The sequence below is a fragment of the Pseudovibrio sp. JE062 genome, assembly GCF_000156235.1.
Taxonomy (GTDB): Bacteria; Pseudomonadota; Alphaproteobacteria; order Rhizobiales; family Stappiaceae; genus Pseudovibrio.
In genome coordinates this window covers 115,537-129,895 of record NZ_DS996811.1, presented here as the reverse complement: position 1 = coordinate 129,895, position 14,359 = coordinate 115,537, and the positions used below count along the sequence as shown (strand labels likewise).

Below are 14,359 nucleotides of genomic sequence, written 5' to 3'. Positions count from 1 at the left end.
CAACTTTTTGCCGTGCAGTTCACTCAGCGATGCTTCAAATATCGCCATCTAAAAAGAACGACGTTTGAAACATTCCAATCCGGCAAAAAAAAGTTGAGTATTTAATTCATAAAATAGATTCCAGTAGGCAACTGATAGAGATCGGCCCCTGTCGCGAGGGCGAGTGTCTCAATGGCTTCAATCAAATTATCTGTTTTAAAGTAACCACTTACCCGTATGTCGCGAAGAGCAGACGAGGTGATGAAAATGGAGCTGCTATAGTAACGTTCAATTTCTTCAACTGCCTTTGAAAGGGGCACATCCTCAAGCACCAGCCGCCCCTCCCGCCAGGCAAGAACTTCAGCTGGATTAATCTTTTTGCTCTCTTCAATCCCAATTTTGGAGATGCGGCTCAGCTCCCCCGGCTTCAGCTCTCTGGCTGTCTCAGCATCATTTGCCCGGGTGAGTTCCACACGTCCCCTCTCCAACACCACTCGGTCTTCAGTCCTGCTTGCCAGCACCGAAAAGGCGGTGCCGAGAACTGTTACTTCTCCAAAACCACCGGTGACCTGAAACGGTCTTTGAGCATCATGCAAGACATCAAAATAGGCTTCTCCGCGAAGAATGTGAACGTGGCGCTGCGATCCTTCAAAATCCAGCGCAACAGCCGTTTCGCTGTTCATGAGCATAGAAGAGCCATCCGGTAGAGAAATCTGCCGCATTTCTGCAGATTGAGTCGTGTAATCAGCCTGCAAATAGATCCACCAATCAGAAAATTGTGTCGCTCCGATCATTAAAGCGAAAGCGGCTGCTACTCCAGTCAGCTTTCGGAAAGTCTTCTGCGGATGGGTTTTAGTCGCTGGAGGATGAGCTGAAACAGTCTTCAACTCCCCCACCGCCTTCCTAAAGGCTGATGCTCCCCAGATCTCTTCCAGTCTGGCGAACTCTTGTTGATGCTGCTCACTGGTGTTGAACCATGCTGAGAACTGTTTCCGTTGCTCATCAGAGGTATCTTCTTGAAGCTTTAGGAACCAATTCAGTGCTTCATCAGCAATGGGGTCAGGGTGACTGAAAATTCTGGCTTCCTGGTCGTCTTTGGCAATGTTGTCTTGAAATGAGCTCATTAGAAACAGCTTGAAATAATTATTGTTTTGGGTTCGGTAAGGATTTTATTTCTGCTCAAGCCGATGGAGTGCATCCCGGCAATGAGCCATAGCCAACTTCAGATCGTTGAACACGGTTCGCTCAGACACATCTAAATGCTTGGCAATTCTGTGATTTGGCCATTCTTCGATACGGCTTAAAACGATGACCGTTTGTGCCCGTGAAGGAAGACAGGAAAGCGCGCTGCGGAACTCCCGAAATCGCTCACGTTCTATCAGAGCATTTTCCAGGGAGTAGACGTCTGCAGGAAAGCTATCCAAAGCTTCTGGCGTACCGCTGTCCATCTCATAGGTTTGGCGTGTTTTGCTTCGGCGCAGATGGTCTAATGCAAGATTTCGGGCAGTCTGATGCAAAAAGCCTTCAACATGGCTGATCTGCTGAGATTCTGAAGTTCTTTGCGCCCGGAGATAGGCTTCCTGAGAAAGATCTTCAGCAATGCCGGGATCCTTCACAATCCGCAAAATACTGCCAATCAACGAGCGGCGCTCGTTCATAAAGATCGAAGCTAAGGTCGGCGACATCTTTAACTACCCGAAGAAAACTAAGTTTGCTCCTCGGGCGTCGGCTAAAGGATTGAACGCTGTATAACACAACACCAACCTCAGGGAAGTCCCCTACAGCACACCAATTACGGAAATTCCCTCAATATTAGGCGAGCGAAATTTTGGCTTCAGTGAAATACTCTCCAAGAGCACTTAGCTCACGCTTCTCTATGCTTGAAGCGAGTACTCTAGGAGCCATCAATCTTCTGATAGATCTGCCCCAGATTCATATTCGTGCCGCGCACAAGTCCAATCGCAGATGCAATTTTCTTTGCTGAAGAGAGCAACAGTTTCCGTCCTTTCTTCTGGTTAATCAGGAAAAGGAAGCCAGATCCAATGCCACCAGCAATGCCGCCGAAGAAACGGCCGATCGCTTTGGGAAGCGACTTTTGAATGGCCTTTTGAGCGCCTAACCTTTTGCGCGATAAGTACGCTTGCACGCTGGCTACGGAATATGCTCTACGAACCTGATACTGGAAGGTCAGGCGTGAAAGGGGAGTAACCTCCCGGGCAATTGCGGTTGGCACCCAGATGATTTTCGCGTTTCGGTCTGTTGCCCGGTAAAAAAAATCGAGATCTTCTCCGCCGCTGAAGCGCAAAGCCTCATCGAACATCAGGCCTTCAACAGCCTTGGTTGAGAACAGAACATTGTCCGTTCCTGCGGTATCCATAGTTGTACCAGCGGGGCGCTTGTTTCTGGGCTGGTGGAAGGACCAAGGACCATTTGGATCTGCTGGTGTCGATTGTGTCCAGCCGTGGTAAATCTCAGCAGGCCAGGTGCTTATCGCTTGTGCCATTTCGGCTAACCAGATCGGGTCCAAAATCTCATCATCATCGATAAATGCAATCCACTCAGGATTCTGTTGGCGCGCAGTCTGGAGAGCGGCATTTCGAGCTAGCGGTATTCCGGCTTTTGCTTCATGGACGTAAGTTACAGGCTGCCCGGCGGCAGCTTTCGCTGCATCCAAGTCTTCCGTTGGCATCGGCTCGCTATTATTATCGCAAATAACAACTGATACATCGAAGAGTGGATGTGGAGTCAGCTGTCTGATTGACCCCATACAGTCAAGAAGCATGTTTTGGCGTGCTCTTGTGCAAACCGCGATTACGAGTGTTTGGGGCTTAGACAAGCATTAAATCCAATCTAATGGCATGAAAATATAAATGAATTTAGGTGCTCTGCTGCTTTTCGAGCATTTTCAGGATGCGTGAGAAGCGGGAGAAGGATTGGGTTGCGGCGAAGGCAAAGCCCTTCCATCCGGCAAAGATGAAGCGGCGCACGAACAGGTACTTGAACATTTCCACCGGCAGCTCGGTCACCAGCCGCAGGCGCAGCAACCAGGCCGGCTTCTGCTTCTGGGTCTCAGCCGCCAGCTCAGAAGTGTAGTTCAGTTTGCTCAGCGCATGGGCCCAGGTGCGGAACGAGTAGTGGTACTGGCGATTACGCAGGATGCCCATCTTGTAACCGTCATCCAGCTGCATACGGTCATAGGACGGGTCCAGCTTGATGCGGGCATGCTTGAGATTGTAAAGCCGGGGTACCTTGCGGAAATCGGCAAAAAGCCGCGGTTTCTGATCTCCCGGCAACACCATGGTGTTGCGCACAAGATAGCAAGCGCAATCCGGTTCGCCAGCAGCAAACATCTGTGTCAGTTCTTGTCTGAGTTCCGGGGTCACGACCTCATCGGCGTCAATGTAAAACACCCAGTCAAAGGCGCACTGGGTTTCTCCAAAGCTGCGCTGCGGGCCAAACCCTTTCCATGGGTTGTAAACCACCTTGGCTCCATGAGATTTTGCAATGGCTACGGTGTCATCGGTGGAGCCGGAATCAATCACAATGATTTCCTGCCCAAGCTCTTTGACACTTTCCAGTGTTCTTCCAATACGATCAGCTTCATTGAAGCTGCGGATTAGATAGAAATCGGTGGCAATTGCTGTGACATTTGCGGGGCCATATTTACCAGTTACGCTTGAGCTGTAATTAAGGGGTCACGTGGATTTAATCAAGCCTGCTGCATATGGTATGAGTGCGGCAAAAAAGGAAACAGGACTTGAAACAAGCAAATAACGCGGCAGGCGCCGAGAAGGATGTCACGTCCTGCATCACCAGTTGTGGCCGGCTTGATCTTCTCTCGCGCACGCTGGACAGCTTCCTGCCGGACCATCAGTCAGAGTTTGCAAAATCCATCATTATTGATGATGCCAACACCGCAGAAATTCAAAGCTGGGTTGCTGAGAACTATCCGGATACCGAAGTTCTGCTGAACCAGCCACAGCTCGGACAGATGAAGTCCATCGACAAGATGTACGCGCATGTGAGCACACCTTTTATCTTCCATGGTGAGGATGACTGGCTGTTTGAAGCTGGCAGCACCATTGCAGCGTGTAAGGCGGTAATGGCAGCTGAACCCAAAGTCAGCGTTGTTTGTGTGCGCAAACTCTCCGATTTGCAGCAAAGGTTTCAGGACAACTGCATCCGCAAGGAAGTGGACGGTGTCAAATACGCAGTGATGCCAGTGGACATTCACCCGGAATGGCTGAGCTTTTCCTTCAACCCAGGTCTGGTGCGCAAGGAGTTGTGGGACACCTATGGCCCTTATGAGCAATATGGCACAGAAGAACGCATTTCCATGATCATGAAAAAGGATGGCTGGATGGTTGCATTTCTGGACCCTGGTGCCTGCCATCACATTGGCGGTGGTGCTCATGTGGACGACCCCTACCAGCCCAAACGCGCCAACACCATCACCTCCCGCCTAAAACGCTCCATCCGAAAACGCTGGCATCGGATACTCAGAAAATATGGTTATGATGTGTGAAGGATAAAGTAGGATGAGGGTCGCATTCAGAGCAGATGCATCTGCTGAGATTGGAACCGGGCACATCATGAGATGCCTTACTCTAGCTGATGCACTTCAAAATGAAGGTGCCAGATGCCATTTCATCTGCCGGTTTATCCCTCAATCACTTGCAGAGTTGGTTGAGAAAAAAGGCCATTCTCTTACTCATTTGCCTGTTGGAGTACCCTTTCAACAAAGACAGGATGATGTATCTCACGCTTCCTGGTTGGGAACCGCGTGGGAGGTCGATGCCGTCGATACGCAACGTGTAACCAATCAGTTTCAACCAGACTGGATTGTGTTAGATCACTATGCACTTGATGCCCGCTGGGAACAGCAGGTACTGCCTGAAGCCTGTAAACTGCTTGTAATTGATGATCTTTTTGATCGGGCTCATGTTGCTGATGTTTTGCTTGATCAAAATGTAGGCCGAGAGCAAGAAACCTATAAACAGTTAGTACCAGAGACCTGCAGGATACTGACAGGCCCAAGGTTTGCACTTCTCCGTCCTGAGTTTGCCACCGCACGACCAGCTAGCCTTGCGCGCAGAAAAAATCCTGAGTTGAAAAATATCCTCATCACCATGGGTGGCGCTGATAAAGACAATGTTTCAGGCTGGTTGTTGGATTGCTTATACGCATTGCCAGAGTTTTCAAAACTCAACGTGACTGTTGTGTTGGGTGCAAGCGCTGTACATGCTGACGCGGTGAAGAAACAGGCTATAACTCTTGATGTTACCGTTCTTCAAAATGTAGAGAATATGGCCGAACTCATGAGTGCTGCTGACCTTTGCATCGGCGCAGCAGGCAGCACATCTTGGGAACGAGCTTGTCTGGGAGTTCCTAGCATCATCTTCAGCCTTGCTGATAATCAGGAAACACTATCCAGAATAATAGATGAAATGGGTGTCGCTAAGCTAGTATCAAAACTTGATGTCTCTGAGTTTACAGCAGCATTTCACTATTTGAGTAGAACTGAGAATCTTCAAAAATCCAGTGATGTTGCAGCGAACCTAGTAGACGGTTACGGAACTGAAAGTGTATCAAAACTAGTGGTGTGCCAAGCTCAATAGAGCAAAAGTGGAAGGATTGGTCTGGTAACAAACATTTCATAAAATTGCATTTGACATCTCCTAAAGTTACCCTGCATAAATTTTACGCATGTGAAATATTACATATTATGTATTTATTGATTACGTAGGGTTGGAGGCGGGATGTCGCTCAACAAACAAGCCTTCCTTGAAGGTGAAGCAGATAACTGGTTCAAACGAAACATCCAGGCGCTGATTTGCCATGATGAAGATAGGGTTGTTGCGAGTCTGTCTGAATGGCTTCAAGACTTCAAAACAGATATCACAACAATAGCTGAGATTGGATGTGGTGCAGGAAATCGTTTGAGTAACTTAGCTCACTCCTTAAATGCTAAAGGCATTGGCATCGAACCAAGCGAAGAGGCTGTAAAATTTGGACAACTGAATTACGAAAATGTCAAAGTGCTACAGGGTGTGTCAGATGCACTTCCTATAGAAGACAACAGTTGTGATTTTGTTCACTTGGGTTTCTTTCTGTATTTGGTTGATCGACAGGATTACTTAAAAACAATTTCTGAGGTTGATAGAGTACTGAGTCCGGGAAGCTTTTTATCTATTCTCGACTTTGATCCTGGACTGAATTACTCAAAAAAGTATCACCATCTCAACGGGGTTAAAAGCTTCAAGTGTGATAACGCCCAACCCTTTTTGGCGAGTGGATTGTATTATCTCGTAAACAAGTACTCATTTTCACACCAAGGTCAAAATTTTAACATCGATCAAGATGAACGTGTATCTTTGACATTGCTCTATAAGGAAAAAGACAGTTTCCCTCTTGTCGATTGAAAATACAACAGGCCTCTCATATGAAGTGACCCATTGCATTTCTATACTAGCGAACTTTAAATAGAGGTTTCAGTGGTGCGCAGAGCAAAAACTCATTAGCATTACCTCGGTCACATGCGTCTTTAAGTATTGGAAAAACCTCATCATATACAGACAGGAGTTTCTCTATGTCTTGGCTGGAGTGTGCGTAAGTAACATTATGGGCGCCCAGTGTTAGAACTCCTCGTTTAAATACTTCCTGCAAAAACAGTGTTTTTAGTTCCCAAGGAGACACGCCATTATAAGAGGTCAGATTCAAGAAGGACCAGCAAGGCTTTCCCGAAGTCGAGATCAGGTTCTCACATTCGTACTTGCGAGCAAGCTCTACTATACCTTTTTGAATTGATGCGCCTGTTTGGTATAATGTTTCTATTACTGGTTCACGTTGCAATTTATCAAGAACAGCTTTACTTGCAGCCAATGATAGGGTTTCTCCACCAAATGTGCCGGAAAGAAAAACGTGTTCCATCATATTCATGACATCAGAGCGCCCGGTGACTGCAGAAAGGGGCATGCCATTTGCCAAGGCTTTACCAAAGGTGGCTAAATCTGGTGTAACGCCAAAATGTTCCTGCGCCCCACCTTTTGCAAATCGGAAACCAGTAATTGTTTCATCAAAGATCAAAAGTGCGCCATTCCGCTCGCAAAGTGACTTTACACCTTCCAGAAATCCTTCAGCTGGTTCCGCAACATTCATTGGCTCCATTACAACAGCCGCTATGCCTTTCGGCTGTTGATCAAACAGCGCTTGCAGACTAGCTAAGTCGTTATAGTCAAATGTATGTGTAAGCTTCCGTGTAGATTCTGGAATGCCTAGATTTTTAGTAGTGGTTGAGATGTACCAGTCTTGCCAGCCGTGATAACCACAAACGGCAATATGGACACGACCGGTAAAGGCGCGCGCTAACCGTACGGCTCCCGAAGTCGCATCAGTCCCATTCTTTGCGAAACGAACCTTTTCCGCGCACGGGACCATATCTATAATACGTTCAGCTACTTCGCATTCCAATCTATGTGGTAATGAGAAACTGATTCCATTATCCAGTTGGTCCCTGATCGCTTGATCTACCTCAGGATCTCCATAACCAAGAGACACACAACATAGCGCACTCACAAAATCCAAGTATGCATTACCGTCAATATCCCAACACTGAGAACCCTTTGCTCGTTCGATAAAGAAGGGAGACACCCCTTTAGGATACTGAGTTATGCTTTTGGAAAAGGTTTGGCTACCAAGCGGAATTGACTTGAGGGCCCGCTCGAGAAGTTGTTCTGAGTTATGATATCGATCAGACATTTTCAATCCAAGAAGTATGTGTTTAGGGAGCGTTTCGGTCATTTGCCAAAGATTTGAGATAACCCTCATTTCGTTTTAGATGAGAGTTCTGGATCAAATCTGGTTCGACAGCGATTAAATCCAAAATTTCTTTAGTCGCAAAATTCGGATTTGATGAATAGAGTCGATCGTAAACCTTGGTCACAAAAGCAAAATCTTCAGGCTCATCTACAGTCCACCTCAATGCAGATAAATCTTCGTCATTAAGAAGTGTTCCTATCCGATAATGTTGCTTATTGTTACGGATATAAGACGTAACATGCTCACGATCTGATTTGAGCTTTGCGTGCTTGCCCGCATCAAACAGTGCAGACCTAGTCATTACTTCGACATCAAGTCCATCAGGCCAGGTTGCGGGGTCTGCATTGCTAACGTAATCAAAACTATTTGCTTTAAAATATGCAATCGCGGCGTCTAGAACGTTCCAATCAGTTAGCGGACAGTCCCCGGTTAATCTGACAATAGTACTTGCTTCAGGCAGTTGTTGGGCTGCTCCGCAAAATCGTGACAAAACATCAGATAAATCACCTCGATAGACCTTGCAGCCTGCTTGCTTTAAGCAATGTTCCAATTGATCATCGCTCTCTTCGCAACTCGTGGCCACAACGAGTTCATCAATAAGTTTCGACCTTCTAATTCGTTCGATCTGATGGATAAGCATCGGTTTGCCCAAAATTGGCTTAAGGACTTTACCTGGCAAACGGCTAGAAGATAAACGGGCTTGTAAAATTGCAAGGATCACAGAACTGACTTTTCTTGCTGAAGTGAAACACGGTCCCGCCGAAGCTAGTTCCAAAGTGCGGGGTTAATTATGGCGGCGTCATCGATTGTGAAGTTGCAACGTAACGCTTTAGATGTATCCATACCAATACTTTCAGCAGCAGATACACTTTCCACCAGACGCTGAATTTGCCACTTGTTCTGGCAACCAATAACAATGTAGTCAACATCTGTGTGATTTAAGTAGGCAGCCAAACACGCAGTGGCAGGCAATACTCCGTCTTTTGCAAATTGCCTATATAGGCGCTCGTGTTGCACCTTCAACTTTTCAAATCTCGGAGGCAAGTCATTTGGAGGAGTAAGTAAGATACCTTGTAGATATAAGCTTCGTACGTGTACTTCAACTCCAGCTGCCTTGAGCTGGTTTAGCATTCCAGACTTGTCAAATCGGCCGTCGTATAGATTGGCAGGAAGTTGAATAACTTCAATGGGGTACTTACTTAGCAAAGCCTCTGCTTCTTGGGGAGAGTAAACAGATGCGCCAATTAAACCAACTTTACCATCATCTTTGAGTTCATTCATCAAAGCCCAAACATGTTCTCCTTGGGGAGATAGAAGGTCTGAAGATCTATGAACCATTAAGCTCGCAACTTTTGTACGCTGCAAGCGATCCAGCGAAGTGTGAAAAGCAACTCGCGCCTTAGAGGCTAAATCTGTGTCATCCGAGGTTTCAAGCAGAGGGGGAAGCTTGGTCGCGATTCTCGCCCATGAGTCATTTCCCGGAAGTAAGTGCCCCAACACATTTTCTGCAGAACCATAAGCATAGGCAGTATCCAACAAAGTTATGTTTTCACGCTGAGCGAATTCCAAAACCTCTTTGATGGATTCAACAGCCGGCTTACCAACGTTATTAGTCATACCGTAGTCTAAACCAAACTGAACAGTCCCGAGAGCGACTTTAGCCATTAGCTCAAAGCCTCAGAAAGGGTTTCTGCAATGTATTTCTGCTGGGCTTCTGACAAGTTTGGATGCAGAGGCAAAGTAAGCACGTTTCTACCGTGGGCTTCAGAAACAGGGAACATACCTTCCTTGAAGCCTTGCTTTTTGTAGAATGGCTGCAGATGCACTGGGATATAGTGCACGTTTACCCCGATGCCTTTTTCTCGCATCTTGTTGAAGACAACATCTCGCTCAGCTGGTTCTGAAATAAGTACGGTGTAAAGGTGCCAAGCCGAGTAAGCACTTTCAGAACGTTTCGGAAGGCCAAGTGCGAGGCCACTTAAAAGCGTATCGTAGGCGTCTGCAAGTTCATTCCTCTTTAAGGTAAACTCATCTAGCCGGCTCATTTGAGAAAGACCCAGTGCGGCCTGAAGGTCTGTTGTTCGATAATTCAGCCCGAGAGCAACTTGCTCATAGTACCAAGGCTCAGCGACAGCTGTTTCCATTAATGCGGTATCGCGCGTCACGCCATGGCTGCGATACAGTGCCATGCGTTTGGCTAACTCTGGATCATTGGTCAGGGCTAAACCACCTTCACCCGTGGTGATGATCTTCACTGGATGAAAACTGAAAATTGTGACATCAGAGAACTGGCAGTTCCCAACTTTGTCGCCCAAGTATGACCCGCCGACAGCGTGTGAAGCATCTTCTATGACGCGAAAGCCATAGCGTTTTGCCAGCTCATTGATTGCTTTCATACCGCAGGATTGACCCGCAAAATGAACAGGAATAACGATTTTGGGAAGGTTTCCAGATTGCGCAGCTGCTTCCAGTTTGGCTTCTAACGCACCAACATCCATGTTTCGAGTATCAGGATCGATATCGACAAAATCGGCTGTTGCCCCGCAATAGTAGGCACAGTTTGCTGATGCGACAAAAGTATTTGGAACTGTCCAAAGTAGGTCGCCGGGACCGAGATCTAAAGCAAGGCATGCAATATGCAGCGCACTCGTCGCACTGTTAACTGCAACAGCATGGTCAGCACCTGTGTAATCACAAAATGCTTTTTCAAAAGCTGGAATTGCTGGACCTTGTGTCAAAAAGTCCGAACGCAAAACACGTTCGACAGCTTTTATGTCTTCTTCAGATATATCCTGGCGACCATACGGGATCATTTTTTGGCTCGCTCGTTCATTTCGATGATTTCATCTGGTGTCAAGAAATGAGGGTTTGTTCCAGATGCGTACTCCTGCCCCATTTCAACGAACTTACCTTTTTCTCCAAGCTTGTTGGTGCTGTAGTCCATGTTGTCGTCATGAAAACGAATAGACGGTGTAATCGCAAAGTGATCATCAAACTCGATCGTAAGATGCGCATCATCAACTGGGCACATCACTTCGTGAAGTTTTTCACCAGGACGAATTCCAATAATTTTAGCCGGGAGCTGAGGTGCCATTGCCTTAGCCAAATCGGTGATACGAATGGATGGAATCTTCGGAATAAAGATTTCACCGCCTTGCATACGCTCAAAATTCTTCAGCACGAAGTCGACGCCTTCGCGCAATGTGATCCAGAAGCGCGTCATATCTTCGTGAGTGATTGGAAGTTCGCTTGCACCTTCATCAATCAGCTTTTGGAAGAATGGTACAACAGAACCACGTGAGCCCACAACATTGCCATATCGCACGACAGCAAAACGCGTATCGCGGCCACCTGCCATGTTGTTGGCAGAAACAAAGAGCTTGTCAGAACAGAGTTTTGTCGCACCATACAAATTGATCGGGCTAGCTGCCTTATCAGTAGAAAGTGCAATTACTTTCTTAACGTTATTTGCCAGAGCAGCCTGAATGACATTTTCTGCACCGTGGATGTTGGTTTTGATGCATTCAAACGGATTGTACTCTGCAGCAGGGACCTGCTTAAGCGCGGCTGCATGGATAACGTAGTCAACGCCATTCATGGCTTGAGTTAGGCGATCTCTGTCGCGGACATCGCCAATGAAGTATCGCATGCACTCAGTATTATAATCCTGAGACATCTCGTATTGCTTCAACTCGTCCCGGGAATAAATAATGATCTTATTCGGAGAAAAACGCTCCTGCAAAATCTGCGTATATTTTCTACCGAAGGATCCAGTGCCGCCAGTGATAAGCACATTTGCACCGTTGAACATTATTACGCCTTTCTGAGTGATTAAATCTGCGATTTACATAAGGATATTTAGCAAAGAAAGAAAGACGTATTTGCGCATTGAACTAAGTTATTCTCTGGGCAAAAATGCGTGAAGTTAGCAAGAGCAGCTTCTATCAGCGGTTAGTAGGTTCTAATTGGAAAAGTGTTTGGATCTTCGGCTTTCGAAAGGCATCGACTTTCGCGGTCCAATGTTATAAATGCGCACTAAAGATCAGTAAAGTTGGTAGTTCTATGGCAAACTCTATCGAAATCGCGGGCAGAAAAATTGGTCCACAACATGCTCCATACATGATTGCTGAAATGTCAGGTAATCATAATGGAGATATTGGCCGAGCCTATGCTTTGATTGAGGCAGCCAAAGAAGCTGGTGCTGACGCAGTCAAACTGCAGACCTACACAGCAGACACCATCACAATTGATCATGATAGCCCCGAATTTAAGATTAATGGTGGGCTATGGGATGGTCGTACTCTTTATGAGCTTTACAATGAAGCTCACACTCCTTGGAGCTGGCATGAGCGCTTATTCCAAAAGGCATCTGACCTGGGAATAGCCATCTTCTCCTCCCCATTTGATCCAACGGCCGTCGATCTTCTCATGTCTCTTAATGCGCCGGCTTACAAAATTGCTTCCTTCGAACTAGTTGATATTCCTTTGATCGAGAAGGTAGCGAGCGCGGGCAAACCGATGATTCTATCAACAGGCTTGGCCAATCTCGGTGAAATTCATGAAGCGATTACAGCAGTTAGAAATGCTGGTGTGTCGGATTTCGTGGTGTTGCATTGTATTTCCTCTTATCCGGCGCCTGCCGACAACAGTAATCTGCTCACGATGCCGCATTTAGGACAAACATTTGATGTCCTTACCGGTTTATCTGATCATACTCGGGGTACTCCGGTGAGCGTAGCAGCTACCGCTCTAGGTGCTTCTGTCATCGAAAAGCATATGACGCTCAAACGGGCGGATGGAGGGCCTGATGCAGCCTTCTCTTTAGAGCCTGATGAATTCAAAATGCTTGTAGATGACTGTAAAATGGCATGGCAAGCACTGGGCAAGATCAACTATGAAATCAAAAGCGCAGAAGAAGGCAACAAAACATTTCGCCGTTCGCTCTATGTCACCAAAGATATCGCAGTTGGTGAAGCCTTTACCGAAGATAATGTTAGATCAATTAGGCCAGGAAATGGCTTAGCACCTAAAGAGTTATCGAAGGTTTTAGGACGTAAAGCTACTGAAAGTATTAGTCGCGGCACTCCGTTGTCTTGGAAACTTTTTTCATAACTTATTTTAAAAAAGTATAAGAAGAAAATAGGGAATATCTGATGTATCTTCTTGCTGGATTTGACGCAACTATGTTTGAAGGCTTCAAAAGCCAGGGTTGTGAAATTGGTGCTTGGATTCAAGTTGTCGAAAAAAAGCACAAACTAGCTAGACCTGAAGGCGTCGAGACATACTCTTGGAAAGACTTTACTCTTTGCAACTTACCTGGTGTTTTCGCCCACGACATGGATCCGGAGCTTGCTCGAAGAGTTAGAGAACAAGCTTACCCCTATTTTGTTCGAATGCAAGATCGGATGTATTGGTATAATTTTGAACGAGTAGATACATGGATGGATACTGTAAATCTTCTTGATAGCATGATTCATTTCTTTTACTCACTCATAAAAAGAAATAAAATAACACACGTTATTTCTTCAAATCTACCTCACGAAGGTCCCCATATTATTCTATACTACGTAGCTAAAGAAATGGGTTTAGAAAATATTCTTCTTACTCAATCTTTGGTTCCAAATGCTTTTTGGATAATGACAGATTTCAAAGACTTTGGCGCTTTTGATACAGGTGTTGCTACGGATGGAATTACTATTCCGATAACTGAAGAACCTAAATTGCCCTTTTATATGTCAGGAATAAAAGGTAACCCACTACTCGATCGGGTTAAGTTTTTATCCAAGCATATTTCGAAAACGGTCATTAACTTTATTCCTTACCTAATGGGTTTTAGAAAAAGATCATTCAAAAAGAGCTTGTTCAAACTGGATCAAAACCGGAGGGTAGGTCAGATAATGAATACCTTCGACTATGACAATGTCAAAGAGGGAGAGAAGTATATTTACTTTCCTTTACACCTTCAGCCTGAGATGACAACCGATACACTTGGACACGAGTATTGTGATCAGTTACTTGCGATTGAAGAACTTATTCGGAAACTGCCAGATGACATATTTGTTTATGTAAAAGAAAATCCAAAGCAGAGTGGGCAAATGAGGGAAGATAGCTTTTACAAACGTATGCGAACTTTCCCGAGGGTGAAGTACTTAAAGCGTGATGTAAATAGCTTTCATCTGATAGAGGGGGCAATGGGCATTGCGACGATAACCGGTACGGCCGGATGGGAAGCTTTGCAAATGAAGAAGCCTGTCATTACATTTGGATCTGCTTGGTACCGGGCAATACCAGGTGCCTTCGAATGGAACTCAGACTTTAGTTTTGAAAAAATTGAGAAATTTTCCTTTGACCGTAGGAGTTTCAATGACGGTGTTAGGTGGCTTGGTCAGTACTTACGCCATGGCGTTGTAGATGACGCATACATTCCGCTTGTGGAGAATTTTGATGCATCTGAAAATGCTAAAGCAGTTGCAATAGCAGTCAATGAATTTGCTTATGAAAAGCAAATTGGAAGCTCAGCTATGCAAGTACATAATACGGCTTAATTAGTATTGAGCGTAAG

General features: G+C 45.8%; 14 protein-coding genes. 5 read left to right on the top strand and 9 right to left on the bottom strand.

Annotated elements, in window-relative coordinates; all coding sequences use genetic code 11:
* Nucleotides 1-101: 101 nt before the first annotated feature.
* The 4 genes from PJE062_RS17465 to PJE062_RS17450 form a co-directional block, all read right to left on the bottom strand.
* Nucleotides 102-1,103, bottom strand: coding sequence for a FecR family protein (locus PJE062_RS17465; RefSeq protein WP_008551053.1), 1,002 nt, complete (start codon nt 1,101-1,103; stop codon nt 102-104).
* Between the two features lie 45 nt (nt 1,104-1,148).
* Nucleotides 1,149-1,664, bottom strand: coding sequence for an RNA polymerase sigma factor (locus tag PJE062_RS17460; protein ID WP_037037522.1), 516 nt, complete (start codon nt 1,662-1,664; stop codon nt 1,149-1,151).
* 209 nt (nt 1,665-1,873) lie between these two features.
* Nucleotides 1,874-2,815: a glycosyltransferase family 2 protein gene (locus PJE062_RS17455; protein WP_198136878.1), complete on the bottom strand. Its 942-nt coding sequence runs from the start codon at nt 2,813-2,815 to the stop codon at nt 1,874-1,876.
* A 40-nt stretch (nt 2,816-2,855) separates the two neighbouring features.
* Complete coding sequence (locus PJE062_RS17450) at nt 2,856-3,557, bottom strand: glycosyltransferase family 2 protein (protein ID WP_371256357.1); 702 nt, start codon at nt 3,555-3,557, stop codon at nt 2,856-2,858.
* 179 nt (nt 3,558-3,736) lie between these two features.
* Between PJE062_RS17450 and PJE062_RS17445 the strand changes: the two genes are divergently transcribed.
* From PJE062_RS17445 to PJE062_RS17435, 3 genes are all read left to right on the top strand, one after another.
* Nucleotides 3,737-4,504, top strand: a complete 768-nt coding sequence (locus PJE062_RS17445) for a hypothetical protein (protein WP_008551032.1) — start codon at nt 3,737-3,739, stop codon at nt 4,502-4,504.
* Nucleotides 4,505-4,517: 13 nt separating this feature from the next.
* Nucleotides 4,518-5,597, top strand: a complete 1,080-nt coding sequence (gene pseG, locus PJE062_RS17440) for a UDP-2,4-diacetamido-2,4,6-trideoxy-beta-L-altropyranose hydrolase (protein ID WP_008550997.1) — start codon at nt 4,518-4,520, stop codon at nt 5,595-5,597.
* Between the two features lie 141 nt (nt 5,598-5,738).
* A complete protein-coding gene (locus PJE062_RS17435; protein ID WP_008550802.1) occupies nt 5,739-6,401 on the top strand; it encodes a class I SAM-dependent methyltransferase in 663 nt (220 codons plus the stop codon).
* 46 nt (nt 6,402-6,447) lie between these two features.
* Here PJE062_RS17435 and PJE062_RS17430 read toward each other — a convergent pair whose 3' ends face one another.
* Genes PJE062_RS17430 through pseB form a run of 5 tightly spaced genes read right to left on the bottom strand, consistent with a single transcriptional unit; the run spans nt 6,448 to nt 11,608 of the window.
* Entirely contained in the window at nt 6,448-7,737 is a 1,290-nt protein-coding gene (locus tag PJE062_RS17430; protein WP_008551037.1) for an aminotransferase class III-fold pyridoxal phosphate-dependent enzyme, read from the bottom strand.
* Nucleotides 7,738-7,759: 22 nt separating this feature from the next.
* Nucleotides 7,760-8,518 (bottom strand): cytidylyltransferase domain-containing protein, encoded by a 759-nt coding sequence (locus tag PJE062_RS17425; protein ID WP_008550853.1) that lies wholly within the window; start codon nt 8,516-8,518, stop codon nt 7,760-7,762.
* A 44-nt stretch (nt 8,519-8,562) separates the two neighbouring features.
* Nucleotides 8,563-9,462, bottom strand: a complete 900-nt coding sequence (locus PJE062_RS17420) for an aldo/keto reductase (protein ID WP_008551139.1) — start codon at nt 9,460-9,462, stop codon at nt 8,563-8,565.
* A complete protein-coding gene (gene pseC / locus PJE062_RS17415; RefSeq protein WP_008551136.1) occupies nt 9,462-10,610 on the bottom strand; it encodes a UDP-4-amino-4,6-dideoxy-N-acetyl-beta-L-altrosamine transaminase in 1,149 nt (382 codons plus the stop codon). The genes PJE062_RS17420 and pseC overlap by 1 nt, the downstream gene beginning before the upstream one ends.
* Entirely contained in the window at nt 10,607-11,608 is a 1,002-nt protein-coding gene (gene pseB / locus PJE062_RS17410) for a UDP-N-acetylglucosamine 4,6-dehydratase (inverting) (RefSeq protein ID WP_008550838.1), read from the bottom strand. The genes pseC and pseB overlap by 4 nt, the downstream gene beginning before the upstream one ends.
* 251 nt (nt 11,609-11,859) lie before the next feature.
* Between pseB and pseI the strand changes: the two genes are divergently transcribed.
* Both pseI and PJE062_RS17400 read left to right on the top strand, forming a co-directional pair.
* Nucleotides 11,860-12,909, top strand: a complete 1,050-nt coding sequence (gene pseI, locus PJE062_RS17405; RefSeq protein WP_008551021.1) for a pseudaminic acid synthase — start codon at nt 11,860-11,862, stop codon at nt 12,907-12,909.
* Between the two features lie 41 nt (nt 12,910-12,950).
* A complete protein-coding gene (locus tag PJE062_RS17400; RefSeq protein WP_037037515.1) occupies nt 12,951-14,342 on the top strand; it encodes a hypothetical protein in 1,392 nt (463 codons plus the stop codon).
* Nucleotides 14,343-14,359: the final 17 nt, after the last annotated feature.